General features: G+C 43.1%; 20 protein-coding genes. 13 read left to right on the top strand and 7 right to left on the bottom strand.

All coding sequences use genetic code 11. The features are described from left to right. Positions 1-32 precede the first annotated feature (32 nt). Positions 33-1055: a phytase gene (locus tag SD449_RS11030; RefSeq protein WP_318310622.1), complete on the top strand. Its 1023-nt coding sequence runs from the start codon at positions 33-35 to the stop codon at positions 1053-1055. Here SD449_RS11030 and SD449_RS11025 read toward each other — a convergent pair. Further along, a complete protein-coding gene (locus SD449_RS11025) occupies positions 1044-2156 on the bottom strand; it encodes a D-TA family PLP-dependent enzyme (RefSeq protein ID WP_318310621.1) in 1113 nt (370 codons plus the stop codon). The two genes, SD449_RS11030 and SD449_RS11025, sit on opposite strands and share 12 nt — an antisense overlap. A 161-nt stretch (positions 2157-2317) precedes the next feature. On the opposite strand from SD449_RS11025, the gene SD449_RS11020 reads away from it, so the two are divergent. Then, on the top strand, positions 2318-2896 hold the full coding sequence (locus SD449_RS11020; RefSeq protein ID WP_318310619.1) for a DUF3332 domain-containing protein: 579 nt from the start codon (positions 2318-2320) through the stop codon (positions 2894-2896). A gap of 65 nt (positions 2897-2961) precedes the next feature. On the opposite strand, the gene ahcY is transcribed toward SD449_RS11020, so the two are convergent. After that, positions 2962-4278 (bottom strand): adenosylhomocysteinase, encoded by a 1317-nt coding sequence (gene ahcY, locus SD449_RS11015; RefSeq protein WP_318310618.1) that lies wholly within the window; start codon positions 4276-4278, stop codon positions 2962-2964. A gap of 74 nt (positions 4279-4352) precedes the next feature. Here ahcY and SD449_RS11010 point away from each other — a divergent pair, with 74 nt between their 5' ends. The 7 genes from SD449_RS11010 (at position 4353) to SD449_RS10980 (ending at position 10056) form a co-directional block, all read left to right on the top strand. Next, positions 4353-4994: a 4'-phosphopantetheinyl transferase family protein gene (locus SD449_RS11010; protein WP_318310617.1), complete on the top strand. Its 642-nt coding sequence runs from the start codon at positions 4353-4355 to the stop codon at positions 4992-4994. A 41-nt stretch (positions 4995-5035) separates the two neighbouring features. Further along, the gene (locus SD449_RS11005; RefSeq protein WP_318310616.1) at positions 5036-5296 is read left to right on the top strand and encodes a YkoF family thiamine/hydroxymethylpyrimidine-binding protein; all 261 of its coding nucleotides are present in this window, start codon (positions 5036-5038) and stop codon (positions 5294-5296) included. Beyond that, positions 5280-5915: a nicotinamide riboside transporter PnuC gene (pnuC, locus tag SD449_RS11000; RefSeq protein WP_318310614.1), complete on the top strand. Its 636-nt coding sequence runs from the start codon at positions 5280-5282 to the stop codon at positions 5913-5915. The genes SD449_RS11005 and pnuC overlap by 17 nt, the downstream gene beginning before the upstream one ends. Beyond that, positions 5876-6445, top strand: coding sequence for an ATP-binding protein (locus SD449_RS10995; protein WP_318310613.1), 570 nt, complete (start codon positions 5876-5878; stop codon positions 6443-6445). The genes pnuC and SD449_RS10995 overlap by 40 nt, the downstream gene beginning before the upstream one ends. Then, positions 6438-7976 (top strand): DUF4301 family protein, encoded by a 1539-nt coding sequence (locus SD449_RS10990; protein WP_318310612.1) that lies wholly within the window; start codon positions 6438-6440, stop codon positions 7974-7976. The genes SD449_RS10995 and SD449_RS10990 overlap by 8 nt, the downstream gene beginning before the upstream one ends. Positions 7977-8279: 303 nt before the next feature. Then, positions 8280-8582, top strand: coding sequence for a hypothetical protein (locus SD449_RS10985; RefSeq protein WP_318310611.1), 303 nt, complete (start codon positions 8280-8282; stop codon positions 8580-8582). A 130-nt stretch (positions 8583-8712) separates the two neighbouring features. Beyond that, positions 8713-10056, top strand: a complete 1344-nt coding sequence (locus tag SD449_RS10980) for a sigma-54-dependent transcriptional regulator (protein ID WP_318310610.1) — start codon at positions 8713-8715, stop codon at positions 10054-10056. Here the strand turns inward: SD449_RS10980 and SD449_RS10975 are convergent. Continuing rightward, positions 10031-12469, bottom strand: coding sequence for a hybrid sensor histidine kinase/response regulator (locus SD449_RS10975; protein ID WP_318310609.1), 2439 nt, complete (start codon positions 12467-12469; stop codon positions 10031-10033). The genes SD449_RS10980 and SD449_RS10975 overlap by 26 nt on opposite strands. A gap of 278 nt (positions 12470-12747) precedes the next feature. On the opposite strand from SD449_RS10975, the gene SD449_RS10970 reads away from it, so the two are divergent. Then, positions 12748-14997, top strand: coding sequence for a TonB-dependent receptor (locus SD449_RS10970; protein ID WP_318310608.1), 2250 nt, complete (start codon positions 12748-12750; stop codon positions 14995-14997). A gap of 37 nt (positions 14998-15034) precedes the next feature. Further along, positions 15035-16033, top strand: a complete 999-nt coding sequence (locus tag SD449_RS10965; protein ID WP_318310607.1) for a Gfo/Idh/MocA family protein — start codon at positions 15035-15037, stop codon at positions 16031-16033. A 7-nt stretch (positions 16034-16040) separates the two neighbouring features. Here the strand turns inward: SD449_RS10965 and SD449_RS10960 are convergent, their stop codons facing one another. Together SD449_RS10960 and SD449_RS10955 are read right to left on the bottom strand one after the other, a co-directional pair. After that, positions 16041-17027 carry an aldo/keto reductase gene (locus SD449_RS10960; protein WP_318310606.1) on the bottom strand — a complete coding sequence of 329 codons (987 nt, stop codon included), beginning with the start codon at positions 17025-17027 and terminating at the stop codon, positions 16041-16043. A 10-nt stretch (positions 17028-17037) separates the two neighbouring features. After that, entirely contained in the window at positions 17038-17472 is a 435-nt protein-coding gene (locus SD449_RS10955) for a Rieske (2Fe-2S) protein (protein ID WP_318310604.1), read from the bottom strand. A 186-nt stretch (positions 17473-17658) separates the two neighbouring features. On the opposite strand from SD449_RS10955, the gene greA reads away from it, so the two are divergent. Both greA and SD449_RS10945 read left to right on the top strand, forming a co-directional pair. Continuing rightward, positions 17659-18135, top strand: a complete 477-nt coding sequence (gene greA / locus SD449_RS10950; protein ID WP_318310603.1) for a transcription elongation factor GreA — start codon at positions 17659-17661, stop codon at positions 18133-18135. A gap of 66 nt (positions 18136-18201) precedes the next feature. Then, positions 18202-18591 carry an HIT family protein gene (locus SD449_RS10945; protein WP_318310602.1) on the top strand — a complete coding sequence of 130 codons (390 nt, stop codon included), beginning with the start codon at positions 18202-18204 and terminating at the stop codon, positions 18589-18591. On the opposite strand, the gene SD449_RS10940 is transcribed toward SD449_RS10945, so the two are convergent. Together SD449_RS10940 and SD449_RS10935 are read right to left on the bottom strand one after the other, a co-directional pair. Next, positions 18588-18932: a hypothetical protein gene (locus SD449_RS10940; RefSeq protein WP_318310600.1), complete on the bottom strand. Its 345-nt coding sequence runs from the start codon at positions 18930-18932 to the stop codon at positions 18588-18590. The two genes, SD449_RS10945 and SD449_RS10940, sit on opposite strands and share 4 nt — an antisense overlap. A 9-nt stretch (positions 18933-18941) precedes the next feature. Continuing rightward, a complete protein-coding gene (locus SD449_RS10935; RefSeq protein ID WP_318310598.1) occupies positions 18942-20087 on the bottom strand; it encodes a sensor histidine kinase in 1146 nt (381 codons plus the stop codon). Positions 20088-20130: the final 43 nt, after the last annotated feature.

Below are 20130 nucleotides of genomic sequence, written 5' to 3'. Positions count from 1 at the left end.
CTCGAACTGACATTTTATAGAAATTTATCCTAATGATTAAGAGATACATTCCATTATTACTGGTAATTATTAGTGTTTCCTGTCAACAAGGCACCAAATTACCGGCCATAGCACCAGACGTTATTACTGAAAAGACGCCCAACGACACAGATGATCCGGCCATTTGGATCAACCCCGATGATGCATCAAAGAGTATTGTTTTTGGGACTGATAAAGAAACCAACGGAGGTGTTTATGCCTTTGACCTTGACGGTAAGATCATTGAAGAGAAATCCATCAAAAACATCCAAAGACCCAACAACGTGGATTTGGAATATGGGTTCCAACTGAACGATTCCGTTGCCGTGGACGTAATCGCCTTTACCGAGCGGGAAAAACAACAGATCAGATTGTTCTCGGTACCCGATATGAAACCGCTCGACGGGGGAGGTTTTCCGGTTTTTGAAGATGAAACCAATCTGGGACAACGATTGGCCATGGGAATCAGTTTGTACAAATCACCCAAGGATTCATCTATTTATGCCATTGTGGGCAGAAAGATTGGACCAAGTGGTTCGTATTTATATCAATACAAATTGGAATCGGACAGCACTGGTGTTTCGGCAAATTTGGTACGCAAATTTGGAACCTTTACCGGGGGCAAGGAAATCGAGGCCATAGCCGTGGACAACGAAATGGGCTACGTATACTATTCCGATGAAGGCGAATGTGTGAAAAAATACTATGCTGAACCCAGTATGGGCAACGAAGAATTGGCCTGTTTTGGTGGCGAACTGTTCTTGGAGGATATCGAGGGCATTGCTATTGCAAACTACCCTAACGGGGAAGGATATATCATAGTTTCCGACCAGCAACGCGGACAGTTCAATATCTTCTCCAGAAAGGACAACAGCTTCATAAAAGCGGTAAACCTTTCCACTTTGGAGACGGATGGTTGCGATGTTGTCACCGTTCCCTTGAACGATACCTTTTCATCTGGTCTTTTCGCTGCAATGAACGACGAAAAGAACTTCTATTTTTATGATTTGAACAGGGCGCTGGACTTAAAACCTTAGTTTTCGTTTTCGGGCGGTAATTTCCCAAGTGTTTATCTTTTTACCGTTTTCGATTACGGAAACTCCATCATGAAGGTTGATAGTGGGGCAAATGTGGTACGGAATGCCGTAGAGGACATCACCGACTTTGTATTTGTCCCAATCATCCACTTTGATCACACCATGCTCCTCACTCTGTGAAAGCAACTCGTAATTGTCAATGTTCAAGAATTTAACGCGCTTGTCAATAGGGTTTTCGGAGGCAATGGATTTGTGGCCCATATCCACGGTAATGATGCCTTCCGTCGGTTTCGATATTATTCGTGTGACCAAAACCGCGGCGTATTTAAACTGCTGTTCCGTCAGTTTTTCACTGTACCCCCAATCCCAAAGCACACAGGTGCCGGGACTTGAAATTCGTTTTTCCTGCAAAACATGGGCAGTAAATGACGGGGTTCCGCCACAGATCAATTCTGCTTGGGGATAATCGATTTTCAGTACATCGAAATAAGTTTCTACATCTTTTATGCCTTTTTCTATTTTCTCTTTCCGAAGGGAAAAATCGGTATCCCTTAAATGGCCATCATAAACGTGCAGGCCTTTAAAGACCAACGAATCGCAAATTTTAAAATAGGCCAATAACTCGTCCAGCCCCGGCCCGATCTCAATTCCGGTACGATCCATTCCGTTGTTTATATCCACATACATATCGACACAAAGTTCCTTTTTGGCCGCTTTTTGATTCAATAGCTCTGCACTGTCCACATTGTCGATAAGCGTAGCAAATTGGGTATTGGGAAAGTGCTCGACCAAATGTAGCAGCCTATCCACCTTTGGCCCCACCAACTGATGCGCGATCAAAACGGCCTTGGCTCCGGCATCGGCTGCAATTTCAGCTTCGGATATGGTCGAGGCCTTGAACCTGGTGATTCCCGATGAGAGCAACATTTCCATTACCTTGGGCATTTTGTTGGTTTTGATGTGCGGCATCAGCCTTTCGGTTTCGCCATGGGCCAGCGTTATCATTTCTTCGATGTTGAATTTGATGTGGTCCGGATATAGGGCAATGGATGGTGAATCCACCGTTTCCACATTATCAATACTGTACCAATTATGTTCCATGTATTCCCGTTTTTGAGTAGTTAAAGGTAAGAATCACATTGGGATAGATTTTATTTTTTTTAAAACGAAGTTCCACTAAGATGACGACAAGCGTCGATGAATGGCAATGGGTAATGAAAACTTTTCGTAGCTTTAAAAGAATTAACTATAAATCTTATATCATGAAAAAAGTCATTATGTCTTCGTTGTTAGCTTGCTCTATCTTGTTTTCAAGCTGTTTGGGATCGTTCAGTGCGTTCAATAGTCTTAAGGATTGGAACCAAGGACTGACCAATAGCAGGTTTTTGGATAACTTGATTTTTTGGGGACTCAACATTGTTCCCGTTTATGGATTATTTTTCTTGGGGGACACCATTATCTTCAACGTTATCGAATTTTGGTCCGGATCTAACCCAATTGCCATGAAAGATGGGGAGTCGGAAACCCAAATGGTGGAGCACGATGGCAACACTTTTGAAATGATCGCTACCAAGAACAGAATTCAGGTAACCGTGGTGGAAGGCCCGAAAAAAGGAAAGAAAATCGATTTGGTGTACAAACCGGATGAAAAATCTTGGAATGCCGTTCGTCCCAACGGTGAGATCATTAAACTTTCCTCTTTTGAAGAAGGATTCTACATTGTTTATATGCCGAACGGTGAAGAAATCAAAATAGACCCAATGAGCACTAGGGAAGAAGGGTTGGCTTTGTTGCAAGAAAGCAAGACCTGCTATTACGGTGAAGCCTTATTGGCCGATTAACAAGATAAATTCAATAAAAAACCCATGGCAAACACCATGGGTTTTTTTATTTTATAAAAACGTTCTTAATATCTGTAGTATTCAGGTTTAAAAGGACCTTCTACCGTTACACCGATATATTCCGCTTGTTCCTCATTGAGCTCGGTCAGTTCCGCTCCCAATCGGGACAAGTGCAGTTTGGCCACTTTTTCGTCCAAATGTTTGGGGAGCATATACACCTCGTTGGTATACTTGTCATTATGGTTCCAAAGCTCGATTTGCGCCAAGGTCTGGTTGGTAAACGAGTTGCTCATCACAAAACTTGGATGCCCAGTGGCACAACCAAGGTTTACCAGTCTACCTTCTGCCAAAATGATGACATCTTTCCCGTCAATGGTATACTTGTCCACTTGAGGTTTTATTTCATTCTTGGTATTTCCATAGGCGCCGTTCAACCAAGCCATATCTATTTCATTGTCAAAATGTCCAATATTGCAGACAATGGCCTTGTCTTTTAAAGCACGGAAATGCTCCTCTCGGATAATATCTTTGTTACCTGTGGTGGTAATTACGATATCGGCATTGGCTACTACGGTTTCCAATTTCTTCACCTCAAAACCGTCCATACACGCTTGTAGCGCACAAATAGGATCGATTTCGGTAACGGTAACAATGGAGCCTGCTCCCCTAAAAGAGGCTGCGGTTCCTTTTCCCACATCGCCATAACCGGCGACCACTACGCGTTTTCCTGCCAACATAGTGTCGGTAGCCCTACGGATGGCATCCACGGCACTTTCGCGACAACCGTATTTATTGTCGAATTTGGATTTGGTCACGGAATCGTTCACGTTTATGGCCGGCATAGGGAGTGTTCCCTTTTTCATTCTTTCGTACAAACGGTGAACCCCTGTGGTGGTTTCTTCGGACAATCCTTTTACACCTCCGGCAAGTTCTGGATATTGATCCAAAACCATATTGGTAAGGTCGCCACCATCGTCCAAGATCATGTTCAAAGGCTTTCTGTCCTCGCCAAAAAACAAGGTCTGTTCAATGCACCAGTCAAATTCCTTCTCGTTCATTCCTTTCCATGCATAGACTGGAATTCCCGCAGCGGCAATGGCAGCGGCGGCATGGTCTTGGGTGGAAAAGATATTACAGGAACTCCAGGTCACCTCTGCGCCAAGGGCTACCAAGGTCTCTATCAAAACAGCTGTTTGAATGGTCATGTGGAGGCAACCGGCAATCCTTGCCCCTTTTAAAGGCTGTTGTTCGCCGTATTCTTCGCGCAATGCCATTAGTCCGGGCATTTCTGCCTCGGCAAGCTCAATTTCTTTCCTTCCCCAGTCGGCAAGAGAGATATCTTTCACTTTATAAGGAACATACGGAATTGTCTTAGTGCTCATACTTTATATAAATTTACTTTTGTAGCTTCGCTTTTATAGTGCGACAAAGATACGAATTCACTTAACTTTTGTTGATGCCTATTTACAAAACAATAACAGTTTCCCCGACCACCAAGGTCTATATCTGGAAAGTAACGGAATCCGAGGGTGAACTTTCTAAGGATGTTGAACTTACGACCCACTGTCAAGACCGGATGGACGGCATGAAATCTGAAGCCCACCGCCGTGCTTTTTTGAGTATTAGGCACCTTTTGGCGAAAGCGGGTTATGTGGATCATGACCTATATTATGATGATTTTGGAAAACCGCACCTCAAGGATGGGAATTTCATTTCCATTACTCATTCCCACAACTTTACAGGAATCATTGTAAGCGAAACGGACGAAGTAGGCATTGATATTGAAATGCAACGCGATAAAATCTTGAGGATAGCCCACAAGTTTACCCCCATCCAAGAGTACAAGACCTTGGCCAATACCGAAGCCTTGATGCGAAAATTGACTATTGTCTGGGGAGCCAAAGAATCCCTGTACAAAATATATGCGCAGCAGGGACTAAGCTTTTTGAGACACATCAACGTTATGGATTTTACGTTCGAGGACTCACGGACCGTTGCCGAAATACTGTACCATGGCAAAAAATCGCATTACGAAATCGAATTTTTGGAGTTTGAGGGCTTTACTTGTGTTTATGCCCTTAAAATGATGGGAGGATGAGAATTCCTTTTTGTAGTTTTGCACCGAAATTATGACCGACCATGAAAATATCCGTTGAGCTTACCCTTTCACCACTTCAAGACGATTTTGAGGCCCCTATCATAGATTTTATCAAAAAGATGCGCGATTCTGGACTCACCGTTTTGGAAAATCCTCTGAGCACACAGGTTTTTGGGGATTATGATGAGGTTATGGAACTTCTCCGTTCCGAAATAAGGGAAAGTTTTGAGAACTTGGACCATGTGGTGCTCACCATGAAAATGGTAAAATCTGACCGAAGCGATTATGAACCCCATTTTTGATTTTTTTCTCGGTCCGTACGAAGACCGGGAACTATCCCTTATCATTTTAGAGGCCACGGCTTTTTTCTTTGGGATTGCCAGTGTGGTCTATGCCAAAAGGGAAGATATTCTGGTGTACCCCACCGGCCTGGTCGCTACTGTAATCACGACCTACATTTTTTTAGTGGATAGTTTATACGGTGACATGATGATGAATTTCTATTATTCCATTATGAGCATTTATGGATGGTGGAACTGGTCCCGAAGGAAAGATGATAGAAACCCTTTGGTACAAATTACACGTACCAGTTCCAAGGAAAAATGGATCGGCTTCGGGTTTTTTCTACTGACCATGTTGGTAACCTATGGAGTTTATAGGGCATTTGGAGCAGAAATAGGTCCCACGAATTATGTGGACATATTCACTTCTGGTATTTTCTTTACCGGAATGTGGTACATGGCCAATAAGAAACTGGAAAACTGGACCCTTTGGATATTGGGTGATTTAATAACCGTACCTTTGTATGCGTATAGGGGATGGGGTATGTTCTCCCTGCAGTACCTCATTTTTACTGTGTTGGCAATACAGGGATATCTAGCATGGAAGAAAAACTTGGGCAAAAGCCTTCAAACCTCATAAAAGTGGTCCTTTTTGGACCTGAATCTACTGGTAAGACCACCTTGGCCAAGCAGTTGGCGGAATATTATGATACGGAATGGGTGCCTGAATATGCAAGGGAATATCTTCAGGATAAATGGGACAGGGAACAAAAAACCTGCGAGCCACACGACCTGTTGCCCATAGCCCATGGTCAAATGCAGTTGGAAAATACATTGCTGGAGAATGCAAATAAAGTACTCATTTGCGATACCGATCTATTGGAGACAAAAGTATATTCCGAGGCATATTACAACAGCACCTGCGACCCACTTTTGGAAAAGTATGCCCTAAAAAACAACTACGACCTCTATTTCCTTACTTATATAGATACGCCCTGGGTAGCGGACGACTTAAGGGACAAACCAGATGAAAGAGAACGAATGTTTGCGTTTTTTAAGGAAGCCTTGGAGAAAAATAACAGGAAATTCATTATCTTAAAGGGTGATAAAGCGTCAAGGCTTTCCACAGCAATAAAACACATTGATAAACTTCTCCAGAAACATGATTGAATTAAGTCCGAAAGACTTGGAACAATTGGATTCCAAAGGAATTTCCAAAGAAAAGGTAGCAAACCAGATACAAACATTTAAAGAGGGCATCCCATATGTGCAGCTTTCGCAGGCAGCTGTAGTGGGCAATGGAATTCTTCGGTTCTCCGAAAAAGAACAGTTGGACCTGATGCAATATTTTGAAGACCATAGGGGCGACTTGGACCTGTTAAAGTTTGTGCCGGCCTCGGGAGCGGCATCCCGAATGTTCAAGGCGATGTTCAATTTTTTGGACAGTTACGACCCATCAAACGAAAAACTATCCGACTACATACAACGTACCGGTGATACCGATGCGAAAAAGTTTACGGATAACCTCTCCGACTTTCCATTTTACGATTTGATCATGTCCAAAATCAAGGACAAGGCATCCAATAAAGATGAAGAAGCCTACTTGTTTGTAAAGGAAATGTTGTCGGAAGACGGGCTCAATTACGGATTTTATCCAAAGGGGCTACTTCCCTTTCACAACTACGATTCGGGCTCCGCAACACCTTTTGAGGAACATTTGAAGGAAGCGGCGCTATACGCAAAAACCAAGGGAAGGGCCAATCTACACTTTACGGTCTCGGAACAGCACGATGATATGTTTGCCGAGGAGGAAGCGGCCGTTGGGCCTAAAATTTCCGAAAAAACGGATACTCATTTCAATGTTTCCTACTCCAATCAAAAACCATCCACCGATACCATCGCAGTGGATATGGATGACAAACCTTTCAAGAATAATGATGGCTCTATTTTGTTCCGCCCCGGAGGACATGGTGCGCTCATTGAAAACCTGAACGATCAAGATGCCGACATTATCTTCATCAAAAATATAGACAATGTAGTGATCGATAAAAATCTGGAGACCGTCGCCAATAGCAAAAAAATGCTTGCCGGAGTCTTGAAAAAAGTACAGGACAAAGCTTTTGCCTATGCCAAACTTTTGGAGCAAGATGATGTTGCTTTTGAAAAAGCGGACGAGATTAAGACGTTTTTGGAAAAAGACCTCAATGTACGAATGCCCGATAACTATGAGGATTTTGGGGTAGATGAACAGGCCAAACTTTTAAAGGATAGGCTAAACCGTCCCATTCGGGTATGCGGAATGGTAAAGAATGAGGGAGAGCCCGGTGGAGGTCCTTTTTGGATCAAGGATTCCAAAGGAAATATATCCCTTCAAATTATCGAATCTGCCCAAATAGATATGGAGGACAAGCAACAGGCGGCCATTCTTCAAAACTCCACACATTTTAATCCTGTGGACCTGGTTTGTGGCGTGCGAGACCACAAAGGAGAAAAGTACAATCTACTGGAGTTCGTGGACCCCAAACAAGGTTTTATCACAGGGAAGACCAAAGAGGGCAAGGAATTAAAGGCATTGGAACTTCCCGGTCTTTGGAACGGGGCAATGGCCTTTTGGAACACCATTTTCGTAGAGGTGCCATTGGTGACCTTCAATCCTGTAAAAACGGTGAACGATCTTCTTAAACCTTCGCACCAAGCATAAAATATCGGAAATCCAAAATGTGAACCCGCTACAAAAAAGAAGCGGGTTTTTTTTTGTCTGATGATCACATACCGGGAACAAACGAATTAACTGATGATATGATCAAGTGTGTTTGGCTACCTATTCTGTATAAAAATTACACACACTGTTCGTTCAGTTACACACTTTTACACACCAATGAAAAATCACTAATTTTTATAAGTAATTGATATTTAATTAATTATATGTTATTGTTGAATAATCTTAGAAATGGCACCAAATTTTCACATGGTTAGTCAAGTTTAACAATTAAAATCATATACCATGAAAAATTTAGCTTTCGCAACAGTACTATCATTTGTAGGAATCACAGCATTTGCAAATGTTGAAGCTCCACAACACGAATCAGATAACATCATCGAGATTACCATCGGAGATTTTGAGGAAATCAACGTGTCCGATCTACCATCTGCAGTAACTACAGCGGTAGAAACAAACTATCCTACTGCAAAAATCGACAAGGCATACAAAAATGACGAAGATCAATACAAGCTTGAGCTTACCTTGGAAGATGGTACCTCAGGAACTGTATATGCCGATGCCGAAGGTAACTGGATCGACATGTAATTAGATTTATCACCCCACAATAGTTAGTTTGATTGGGAAGGGCTGCTTAGGCAGCCCTTTTTTTGTGATAATTTTATAAAGGAGGAATCATCCTCAGATAACTCAGTATCGTATATTAGATAACTGAGTTATGCCCAAAATCTTGATCATTGAGGACGATACTGCATTCTGTCAAATGCTTCAAAAGTTTTTGACCAAGAACGGTTTTGACGTATCCATAAGTTATTCCATCAAAGAAGCCGAAGAGGCCATAGCATCCACAAATTTTGATATCATCCTGTCGGACGTACGATTGCCAAAGGGCAATGGCGTCACATTGCTTCCAAAGGTAAAACGCGACTCTCCCAAGACCCAAGTAATCCTCATGACCGGATACGCTGAGGTGAAGACAGCGGTAAATGCCATTAAAAAAGGGGCTTTTGATTATATTTCAAAACCATTTACCCCTGAGGAGATTCTTAAAGTAATCAAAGATGCTTTGAATACTGAGGTTGCCGAGCCCAAAGCATCTGACCAAGGCGAGAAAGCAGATACGGAAATACTAGGGAGCAGAAACTTCTTGAAAGGCCAAGGAGAAAAATCCAAAAAGCTTCAGCAATATATAGAATTGGTGGCCCCCACCAATATGTCCGTTTTGCTTACCGGTGAAAGCGGTACGGGCAAAGAGGTAACGGCCAATGCCATACACTTGGCCAGTAGAAGAAGTGACCGACCGTTTGTTGCCGTGGATTGTGGCGCCATTCCCAAGGAGATTGCCACCAGTGAATTTTTTGGTCATGTAAAAGGCAGTTTTACGGGTGCCATAGATGATAAAAAAGGCCATTTTGAAGCCGCCAACGGCGGAACGCTGTTTTTGGACGAGGTGGGAAACCTGCCCTACGAGCACCAAGTCCAGTTGCTCAGGGCCATTCAAGAACGCAAGATCAAGCGTGTGGGAAGCACCCAAGAAATCCAAGTGGATATCCGAATTATAGCAGCGACCAACGAAAATCTATCCGAAGCTGTGGAAGAGGGGAGCTTTAGAGAAGACCTTTTCCATCGGCTCAATGAGTTTTCCATCGAAATTCCTTCGTTAAGGGAGAGGCGGGAAGACATTTTGTTGTTTGCAGAATATTTTTTGGACAGGGCCAATGCCGAACTGGACAAAAATGTTTTGGAATTTTCCGGGGAGACGAAACAAATTCTTCAGGATTACGAATGGCCAGGGAATTTAAGGGAGATGAAAAATGTGATCAAAAGAGCGGTTCTTTTTTCCAGGTCGGAAATCATGATGCCCAATGCATTGGCCGACCAAGTGGTAGAACAGGCGAACAACCAAGTGGTCGAAAATTTCTCCAAAGCCGATTACGAGAAAGAGCGCATTTTAAGTGCGCTTAAACAAGCTAATTTTAACAAGAGCAAAGCGGCAAAATTGTTGCAGATGACAAGAAAGACCCTCTACAATAAAATCAACCAATATCAATTGGATGTTTAGATAGGTAACGTTCAATCTCAGTATCCAAATCGCCAAGGAAATCCTCAAATTCAGAAAGTACCGCAAATACCTGTTTGCCCTCAACATCGTCCGAAACATTTTCCAAATACTCCAAGAGCGTTATTGCTTTTTCAGCTTCCAATTGCCTGAACATTGGAAGCATTTTATGGGCAATCGACCGAATATTGTTATAGTTGGTATTCCCTACCGCAGAAAGCAAAAGTTTTAGATTCTTCTCGGAATTGTCCAAAAAAACCAGTAAAACCTCCTTGACAGATTCAAGATCTCCCAAAAAGGGTGAAATATTGCGAATGGTGAACAAGGAAGAATCGGTGTCGGGAACTTCAAAAGAATAATTGGTCTGTCCGGCCGCTTTCAATATTCTTAAAAGGGCATCTGCGGAGAACGGTTTTTGAAGCACTTCTGAAAATCCAGCTTCCAAATATTCGGATGTATCACGGATATCCTGTCCCGTCATGGCAATTACAGGCCCCGAATATTCTGTTTCTTTGATGGTTTTCAATACCGTGAAGCCATCCGTCACCGGCATCTGAATATCCGTGAGCACTGCATCAAAGTCGGTAATCTTGGAAATATCAAAATTGGAAAAATCTCCGTAGGCAGCGGTATTTATATGATGGATTTTACAGATTTCCGATATAAGGCCCAGCATGCTCTCATCGTCATCCAAAACCAAAACGGATAAATTTTCGGACTTCGTTTCGATATCTTTAGGTTCGTCTTGGACCAATTTTATGTTGGAAAATTCAACAGGTATAAGCACGGTAAATGTGCTTCCTTGGTCAACTTGGCTTTCCAGATTCAATTCGCCCCCTAACAGTTCGGTCAACTTTTTGGAAATGGTAAGTCCTAATCCATAGCCCACATGGGCCTTTTTTGAAGACTTTTCCGCTTGGATAAATTCTTGGAAAATGGATTTTTGTTTTTCCTTTGGGATGCCGATTCCGGTGTCCGTTACTTCGATTTTTACCAAATGGGCCTTGTTTTTTTCCACCAATTTAGCGGATACGCGTACATACCCTGCATTGGTGAACTTAAATGCATTGCCTATCAAATTGGTGAGTATCTGCCGAATTCGAAAGGGATCATTGACAATGGGCGATTTGAGTTTATCGTCTATATCCAATTGTAGCGAAACCCCTTTTTTGGATTGCATTTCCTCAAAATCCACGGCCGTTTCCGCAATAAGTTGTGAAAGCAGAAAGGGAACTTTGTCCAATTGTATTTTCCCGGCCTCCAGTTTGGAATAGTCCAACAAATCGTTGACCAATTTTTCAACATAGTCCGAAGAGGATTTGATTTTTTTGAGGTAATTCGATTGTTTATTGTCCAGTCCGCTCCGCGCTATCAAGTCCGAATAGCCGCTAATGGTGTTCAATGGGGTCCTGAGGTCATGGCTTACCGTGGATATTAACTGTTCGCGGCTTTTTAAAAGTGATTCTGAGTACTTTTTGGCCTTTTCAAGCTGTTCCCGATATCGCTGTACCTTCCAATAATCTTTGGAGATCATAAAGGTAAATAGGATGATGATGACCAGCCCCAAGATCACAGTCCCTATCGCAAGCCTTGAACTCTTTTTTAAAGCCTGTTTTTGTTGAAGGTTGTCCAAGAAGGCATTCTGGACCAATTCACGCTCAAAATCAGTCAGGATACTTCTCATTTTTTGCGAAAGCTCAAGGTCGGTACGGTAGATCTGCAGCTCTTTTTCTAGCACAGATTTCTCCGCTGAAGCGTTCTCTATCTTGGCCTTGTTTAAAATGGACTTCGAGATTTCCAAGATGGAATCGATATTGTTGGCGTCCCCATTGGTTTTGGAACTCGGAATGTTTTTATTGAGCAGGGCGACATATTCCTTTATGGATTCCTGCGTTTTTGGTGAAAGTTGGTCAAAATTTGGAGCAAAGGTCTCGGGAGTGATTCGGCCCATATCCACCTCCATCTCGTGGAACGCCTCCAGCACGGAATCCAAGAAAGCATTGTTCTCATTTTTGACCTTTAGTTTACGGAGCTCCGCGTTGTTATAGACCTTTTGGTTCAATAGCTCCTGAACACTGTCCAGTTTGGAACTTTGATTTCCATTGCTTGTTTGTGCCAAGGGTTTAAGCGAATCGATGAACTGGGAAATGGAATCCACTTTTTGTGCGTAGGACTTTAAATCTGATGGTTTTTTGGTCTGCAAAGCCAATTTTGAAAGGTTCTCGGCCTCGTACAGTTGGGTGAGCAACCTATTCGTCATCAGCAACTTTTTATTGCTATCGTCCTGATTTTTGGCCGAAGCATAGCTTTTGAACTCATTATAGATAAAGAACGCGGCCAGGGAGGCAAGAACTCCCAGTACCACGTAGCTCAATATAATTTTGAAAGTGAACCTTTTCTTTGATTTAGGGTGCATACACTTATATACGCTCGCCCTTGGGGGGCTTAGTTGTTATCAAAAGTTAAATTTCACGGATATTTTTTGTGAAAATCAATATCCGAGGCGTACATTTGCCGCATCTCAAAGGGGTGCTTTTAACAAAAAGGCTGAGATTATACCCAATGAACCTGGGCGGGTAATGCTGCCAAGGGAATGCGCAAGCAGCGCATCTTGGAATTTCTATGTTTCTTTAGAAACAAAAATCAATTATTAACAAAGAATAATGACCCCTTTTATTCGTAACAATTTTACGAATGAAACTCTATTCAATTATTCAAACAAGAGCCCTTTTTGGCTCGATGCGACCGAGAAGGAAGAATTTTCGAAACCGCATCAAAAATGTAATCACCGGAATCTTTGTTTTTGGCATGGCCTTGACCGCAAGTGCCCAAGAAGAGCCCACGGACAGTATTGAGGGAAAAAAAGTAGTGCTGGACGAGGTTTTGGTACAGGCCGTTAGGGTGACCAAGGATTTTCCCATTACGTTCTCCGATTTGGATAAGGTAGAAATGGCCCCAAGGAACTTGGGACAGGACATTCCCATTCTCATGAACTTTATGCCAGCGGTGGTAACGACCTCCGATGCCGGGGCAGGAGTGGGCTACACGAGTATACGTGTACGTGGTAGTGATGCCACCCGGGTCAATGTGACCATCAACGGTATTCCTTACAACGATGCCGAATCGCAAGGAACTTTTTGGGTAAACATGCCCGATTTTGCTTCTTCCACCCAAAGTTTGCAGTTGCAACGTGGAGTGGGCACCTCTACCAATGGTGCAGGAGCCTTTGGTGCAAGTTTGAACATGCTCACGGATGCTTTTTCCGAGGAGTCCTACGCCCAAATTTCCTCCTCCAAAGGAAGCTTTAACACACTTCGGAACAATGTAAAGTTCAGTACAGGACTCATGAACGACCATTTTGAGTTTTCAGGAAGATTGTCAAGAATTACTTCCGATGGGTATGTGGACAGGGCATCTTCAGATTTGGACGCCTATTTTCTGCAAGGAGTTTATAATGATGACAACACCTTGGTAAAAGCCTTACTTTTTGGCGGACACGAAGTTACTTATCAGGCATGGAACGGGATCACTGCGGATCAACTGGAAAATGACCGAACCTATAATTCGGCGGGCGAGTATACGGACGATAATGGCAATACCCAATATTACGATAACGAGGTGGACAATTATAAGCAGGATCACTTTCAGTTACATTGGTACGAAACGTGGAACTCCTCTTGGAACACCCATTTGGCGGTACACTACACCCGTGGGCGTGGATTTTTTGAGCAGTACAGGGAAGATGACGATTTTGCTACCTATGGCCTGGAGCCCATCACAGTAAACGGTGAATTGGTGGAAAACACGGATTTGATTCGCCGCCGATGGTTGGACAACGATTTTTACGGAACCATTTTTTCCGCTACTTATAATAATGACAACTTGGAAGTTATAATGGGTGGTGGATACAACGAGTATAAGGGCGATCACTTCGGAGAGATCATTTGGGCCGAATACGCAAGCAATAGTGAGATCAGGGACCGATACTACGATGATACTTCCACCAAAACGGATTTCAATGTATACACCAAGGCCAATTATAATTTAACGGACCAATGGTCACTATTCGGTGATGTCCAATACCGCGGTGTAACCTATGAGGCCAATGGTGACGACACTGGTTTGGTAGATGATACATTTAGCTTTTTCAATCCAAAGGCGGGTATTACGTTCGATTTGAACCGTAACAACAATTTCTACTTTTCCTACGCAAAGGCCAATCGTGAGCCTAACCGTAACGACTACGAAAGCGGAAGCCCGAAACCCGAAAAGCTCAACGATTTTGAACTGGGTTGGAGGTATGTTTCGCCAAGTTTTCAGTTGAACACCAACGTGTACTACATGAGGTACAAAGACCAATTGGTGCTTACTGGGGAACTTAACGATGTAGGAGCACCGTTGAGGTCCAATGTTGGCGATAGCTATCGCTTGGGTCTGGAAATTGATGCCAATGTGAGATTGTCCAATTCCTTTCAATGGAAGCCCAATATTGCCCTGAGCGATAATAGAAACATCGATTTCTATTTCGAGCGGGACGGTGAACTTCAAAACTTGGGCAATACGAACATCGCATACTCTCCCCGGTTGATAGCAGGCAATATTATAGCCTATCGCCCCAATGAAGATTTTCAGGTTTCCCTTCTTTCAAAATTTGTGGGCAAACAATATATGGGCAATATCGACTCGGAGAACTCGGTTTTGGATAGCTACACCCAAACGGATTTCAATGTTCAATACACCATCAACACCAATTCCTTTATAAAGAGTATTGTGCTATCCGGGCTCGTCAACAATATTTTTGATGCCGATATCGTATCCAACGGATATTTTTATACGTACGATGATGACTTTTCCAACCCTGGAACCATTACCACTATAGAAGGGGCCGGGTACTACCCGCAAGCAGGAATAAACTTTCTGGTAGGGGCGACCATTAATTTCTAGATGAATAAAGTTAGCGGGATTCTGTAATTTTAACACAATGACAGAATCCCGTTTTCATTTTTCGGAAGAGCGACCCCTACGTTGGGGCGTTATTGGATGCGGTAGTGTGGCGGAAAAGAAAAGTGTTCCCGCCTATCAGCTTGTATCCGGGTTTCAAGTGAACATGGTAATGCGGCGCAATGCAACAAAAGTTGAAGATTATGCGCGGAGACATCATGTTCCCAATTGGACCACCAATGCCGATGAGGTCATCGACCATCCAGATGTGGATGCCGTTTACATTGCAACGCCGCCCGATACGCACGCCTTTTATGCATTACAAGTGGCCAAAGCGGGCAAGCCCTGTTGTATTGAAAAACCGATGGCACCTACCTACCAAGATAGTTTGGCCATTTATGAAGATTTTCGGGCCAAAGGAATACCTCTTTTTATTGCCTATTACCGGCGTTCCCTCCCCCGTTTCCTTAAAATCAAACAATGGCTGGATGATGGCCTGATAGGAGAGGTAAGGCACATCCAATGGCAAAAAACCAAGCCCCCAAGTGAAATTGATATAAGCAAAGAATACAACTGGCGAACTGATTCAGGCATTGCACGCGGTGGATATTTTGATGATTTGGCCAGCCATGGATTGGACCTGTTCACTTTTTTATTGGGCGATATTGTCGATGCCCACGGCTTTGCAACGAATCAACTTGGCCTGTATGATGCTTTTGACTCCGTAACGGCGAGTTGGGTCCATGTGGGAGGCATCACGGGAACCGGCACATGGAACTTTGGTTCGTATCACCGAACGGACAAGGTTGAAATTTCCGGCTCCAAAGGCACTATACGATTTGCCGTATTGGACGAAGGACCGGTTGAGCTGGAAAACAAATCAACACATGAGATATTGGAGATTCCCAATCCCGATCACATTCAAGAATTCCATGTAAGGAACATCAAAGAACATCTTTTAGGGAATAAGGAACATCCTTCAACCGGAAAGACGGGTCTCCATACCAACTGGATTATGGAAAAAATATTGGGCGGCTAAAAGTCACCTACCAAAGTTGATGCACATATTTTTTGATGTGCTCATCATAAATAGTACCAATGGCCGATCTTTCCTGTTCCGAAAGTGGAGGTAGTTCCACAGATTGAAGGTTACTTTTAAGATGCTCCACCTTGGATGCTCCGGGAATAATGCAGCTGACCTCTTCAAAATCCAAGATCCATCGTAACGCGACCGGGGCAAGGTTCTCTTTTTGGGGAAACAGTGTTTTTAGCTTTTCAACAGCCTGCAGACCAACGTTGAATGGAACACCACTAAAAGTTTCTCCCTTATCAAACGCGGCACCGTCTCTATTAAAGAATCTATGGTCGTCCTTATCAAAAGTGGAGTTTGAGGAGAACTTTCCGGTCAACAATCCACTGGCCAAAGGAACCCGAACAATTACACCGATATCCTTTTTCTTCGCCTGCTCAAAAAATAGCTCTGAAGGACGTTGCCTAAACATATTGAAAATAATTTGTACCGTATTGACATTGGGATATTCGATGGCCTTTAATCCTTCTTCGACCTTCTCAACACTGACACCAAGGTTTTTTATTTTCCCTTCATGCTTTAATCGGTCGAACAGTTCGAATATCTCCGGTCTGTAATAAACCTCCGTTGGAGGACAATGCAGTTGGATCAAATCCAAACATTCCAATCCGGTGTTTTTTAGGCTGTTCTCTACAAATTTTCGCAATGTCTCCGCTGTATATCCTTCGTTTACGTGTGGATTTATCTGCCTGCCACATTTGGTGGCCACAAAAACCTTTTCCGATCTAGATTTGACCACTCGGCCTACGGCGGCTTCACTCGCACCGGCCTCATACACATCAGCGGTATCGATAAAATTCACCCCAGCGTCTATCGCTTCGTTTATAATTTTTTCTGCCAATGAGTCGTCGAAGCCAGAACCCCATTTTCCTCCTACTTGCCAAGTTCCCAAGGAGATCTCCGATACATTTATTCCTGCTTTTCCTAGTCTTCTATACTTCATGATCATTTATTTAATTAGATATTACCACTACATTTCCGCTCTGGGTGGCCCGATAAAAAAGAAGGTCGTGGTATCGGTTTCCGTCATCGGGCCTGTTCAATTGCTGTCCCGTAAAAAGATTATAGGTATATCCTTCACAACTACAAACGGCATTCTGTCCATCGATTGTCATGGTGGAGCATTCATTGGGAACATGGTTGGGGCAACTTGCCTCCCATGCCATAAAACTGGAACCCGTATTGATTACAAATGCGCCTCTGGTACCCACCCCGTTGTTGCCCACATAAACAGGGTTTCCGATATTTTTCAGATTATTGTACAACGGTAGGTTCAAGTTCAGTTCAAACCGAAACCGTGCCTCCTGTAAATATGGATTTCTGTTGCTCGTATCGGAGCTGCAGGATAAAATAAGGGCCAAAATAGCGATGCTCCAAAAGTGCTTCATAATGGATAGTTTCAGTGCGTTTCGAGGGCAAAGTTGAGCAAAAAATCTCTATATTTGCGTTAAATCCTCGCAAAAACCATGCAGGTCATGGGCATCGTAGAGGATTTTTTGTATTTGTAGAGGAAGAGTACATTGGGGAAATTTTTTGATTTTCTTCAATGCCTCTTTGCATAAAAAATTATCGACATGAGCAAAGTTTCGTACTATACACCCGAAGGATTAAAGAAATTGAGGGACGAACTCAACCACCTAAAGGACGTGGAGCGCCCCAAGGCATCCCAGGCTATCGCCGAGGCAAGGGACAAGGGAGATCTTTCTGAGAATGCGGAATATGATGCGGCCAAAGAAGCACAGGGCCTATTGGAGATGAAAATATCCAAGATGGAGGAGACCTTGGCGAATGCCCGTTTGATAGATGAGTCCCAATTGGATACCTCAAAAATCCTGGTGCTTTCCACCGTTAAGTTGAAGAACCAGGCCAATGGCATGGAAATGAAATATACTTTGGTCGCAGAAAGCGAAGCCAATTTAAAAGCGGGCAAGATTTCCGTAACGTCTCCCATTGGAAAGGGCTTGTTAGGAAAAAAAGTGGGGGATGTGGCCGAGATCAAAGTGCCCAATGGAACCCTAAAGTTTGAAGTTTTAGAGATAACAAGAGAATAACTGTAACGAAATTGGTTATATTTAATCCCGTCGTAGCACGGGATTTTTTTATTAAACCAAATCAAAATGGCCAGTATCTTCACAAAGATCATAAATGGGGATATTCCCTCATACAAAATTGCGGAGGACGATGACAACTTCGCTTTTTTGGACATCAATCCAAACGCCAAAGGGCATACCCTCTGCGTTCCCAAAAAGGAAACGGACAAAATTATGGACCTTGATGAGGAATCCTACATGAAGCTCATGGCATTTTCCCGAAAAATTGGAAGGGCCATTGAAAAGGCGGTGCCTTGCAAGCGTGTGGGGATGTCCGTTATTGGCTTGGAGGTGCCCCATGTGCACGTGCACCTGATTCCGCTGCAAAGTATGGCAAATGCCACTTTTCAGCACAAGGAAGAACTTGCAAAAGAGGAGTTCGAGGCCGTTGCCAAAGCGATCAGGGCCAATCTTTAACTTTCCAGATAAAAATATACCCCTGCAGCCGCCAAGCTGAGCATCAATATCAAAATGATAAAGAACAGCATGGTAAACCTCACGGCGGGCCTGTCTGGCTTAACCAGTTTGTTGTAGTATTCATAAACGCGCTCAATATCTGGAGTCCAGTCCACGGGATAAATCACCGAGCCGCATTTTTTACATTTTATTTCGTTGGTAACAACACCAGTGGTTCTGTGGTACAGCGCATTAAAGGTGTGTTTTTGATAGAATGTAATCTTAAGTTCCTGATTAAAACATTTGGGGCAGTTGTTGGTAATATCAGCTTCTTGGATTACAAGTTGTTTTTCCTTGGCCATAATTCAATTTTATAGTGCTCTTAGGGAAATCTGCATGATAGTTCCTTCTTTACTAGACGAAAATACTTTAATTTTTCCTTTATGGTACTCTTCAACAATTCTTTTTACGAGTGAAAGTCCTAATCCCCAGCCTCTTTTCTTTGATGTGACCCCCGGATTGAAAATATTCTGAAAATCACTTTTTGGGATCCCGTGGCCAGTATCGGACACCAAAATATTGACGATATTCCCCTTTTTTTCAATTTGAATGGCAATATTGCCCTTCCCCTTCATGGCATCGATACCGTTTTTTACCAAGTTTTCAATGCTCCAGTTATATAGTGGGGGGTTCATCAAAACATGGGCTTCGTCCACATTACAGCTAAAGGAAAAATGCACCAGTTTTGAACTCCGTTTTTTGAGGTACTCATAGGCTTTTTTGGTTTCGGCCACGATATCATGTTCCCGTAGCTCGGGGACGGATCCTATTTTGGAAAAGCGTTCCGTAATGGTTTCTAGGCGGTCGATGTCCTTAGCTATTTCCTTGGTCACCTCTGGATTGATGTTCTCGGATTTCAGGAGTTCGTTCCAGCCTAGCAATGAAGTAAGCGGAGTGCCGATTTGATGTGCTGTTTCCTTGGCCATCCCAGCCCAAAGCTTGTTCTGTTCCGAAGCCTTGTTGGTTCTAAAGAAAAAGAAAATAACAGCTCCGAACAGGCATATGATCAGCAATAGTGCCAACGGATAATATTTTAGTTTGTTCAGTACTTCCGAGTTACCATAATACAATGTTTCCAACAGTTCATTTTCCTGGATGATCTGTATAGGTTCGTTCTCATTTTTGAACTGGGCGACCTTTTTTAGGATGTATGCACTGTCGGTAACCTTGTCCTCCGGAATGTTGTGCGTTTTGTAAGACCCTTCCTCGTTCATTAGGATCATGGGGGTAGAGGTGTTGTTGCCCAACACTTTTAGGGTAAGGTTTCCCAATTCTTGGTCCACCGAGGATTGGATGAGCTCCAATTGGGCAGTGGCCCATATTTCCATTTTTAGGCGCTCCTCCTCCTTGAATTTTTTGAAAAAACTATTGGTATTCCACAAAATAAGGCTCACAATTACAAATGCCGCTACGAGCATTATAATGTTGGAGGTTTTCCTTTTAGGGCTAAAGTTCATTGTTGGCGGAATTCGTATTAAAGATATAGGAAAATGGAAAACA

This window comes from Flagellimonas crocea (assembly GCF_033441595.1).
GTDB lineage: Bacteria > Bacteroidota > Bacteroidia > Flavobacteriales > Flavobacteriaceae > Flagellimonas > Flagellimonas crocea.
Note: the sequence above shows the minus strand (reverse complement) of the source record. Positions and strands in the feature narration are given on the sequence as shown.

What these genes read in the sequence shown, in the direction of transcription:
- SD449_RS10955 (WP_318310604.1), bottom strand. Translation starts at nt 17,472, where the DNA reads ATGAAGCACTTTTGGAGCATCGCTATTTTGGCCCTTATTTTATCCTGC.
- ahcY (WP_318310618.1), bottom strand. Translation starts at nt 4,278, where the DNA reads ATGAGCACTAAGACAATTCCGTATGTTCCTTATAAAGTGAAAGATATC.
- SD449_RS10970 (WP_318310608.1), top strand. Translation starts at nt 12,748, where the DNA reads ATGAAACTCTATTCAATTATTCAAACAAGAGCCCTTTTTGGCTCGATG.
- pnuC (WP_318310614.1), top strand. Translation starts at nt 5,280, where the DNA reads ATGAACCCCATTTTTGATTTTTTTCTCGGTCCGTACGAAGACCGGGAA.
- SD449_RS11030 (WP_318310622.1), top strand. Translation starts at nt 33, where the DNA reads ATGATTAAGAGATACATTCCATTATTACTGGTAATTATTAGTGTTTCC.
- SD449_RS10940 (WP_318310600.1), bottom strand. Translation starts at nt 18,932, where the DNA reads ATGGCCAAGGAAAAACAACTTGTAATCCAAGAAGCTGATATTACCAAC.
- SD449_RS11010 (WP_318310617.1), top strand. Translation starts at nt 4,353, where the DNA reads ATGCCTATTTACAAAACAATAACAGTTTCCCCGACCACCAAGGTCTAT.
- SD449_RS11005 (WP_318310616.1), top strand. Translation starts at nt 5,036, where the DNA reads ATGAAAATATCCGTTGAGCTTACCCTTTCACCACTTCAAGACGATTTT.
- SD449_RS10990 (WP_318310612.1), top strand. Translation starts at nt 6,438, where the DNA reads ATGATTGAATTAAGTCCGAAAGACTTGGAACAATTGGATTCCAAAGGA.
- SD449_RS11025 (WP_318310621.1), bottom strand. Translation starts at nt 2,156, where the DNA reads ATGGAACATAATTGGTACAGTATTGATAATGTGGAAACGGTGGATTCA.
- SD449_RS10975 (WP_318310609.1), bottom strand. Translation starts at nt 12,469, where the DNA reads ATGCACCCTAAATCAAAGAAAAGGTTCACTTTCAAAATTATATTGAGC.
- SD449_RS10985 (WP_318310611.1), top strand. Translation starts at nt 8,280, where the DNA reads ATGAAAAATTTAGCTTTCGCAACAGTACTATCATTTGTAGGAATCACA.
- greA (WP_318310603.1), top strand. Translation starts at nt 17,659, where the DNA reads ATGAGCAAAGTTTCGTACTATACACCCGAAGGATTAAAGAAATTGAGG.
- SD449_RS10935 (WP_318310598.1), bottom strand. Translation starts at nt 20,087, where the DNA reads ATGAACTTTAGCCCTAAAAGGAAAACCTCCAACATTATAATGCTCGTA.
- SD449_RS10965 (WP_318310607.1), top strand. Translation starts at nt 15,035, where the DNA reads ATGACAGAATCCCGTTTTCATTTTTCGGAAGAGCGACCCCTACGTTGG.
- SD449_RS10960 (WP_318310606.1), bottom strand. Translation starts at nt 17,027, where the DNA reads ATGAAGTATAGAAGACTAGGAAAAGCAGGAATAAATGTATCGGAGATC.
- SD449_RS10945 (WP_318310602.1), top strand. Translation starts at nt 18,202, where the DNA reads ATGGCCAGTATCTTCACAAAGATCATAAATGGGGATATTCCCTCATAC.
- SD449_RS10995 (WP_318310613.1), top strand. Translation starts at nt 5,876, where the DNA reads ATGGAAGAAAAACTTGGGCAAAAGCCTTCAAACCTCATAAAAGTGGTC.
- SD449_RS10980 (WP_318310610.1), top strand. Translation starts at nt 8,713, where the DNA reads ATGCCCAAAATCTTGATCATTGAGGACGATACTGCATTCTGTCAAATG.
- SD449_RS11020 (WP_318310619.1), top strand. Translation starts at nt 2,318, where the DNA reads ATGAAAAAAGTCATTATGTCTTCGTTGTTAGCTTGCTCTATCTTGTTT.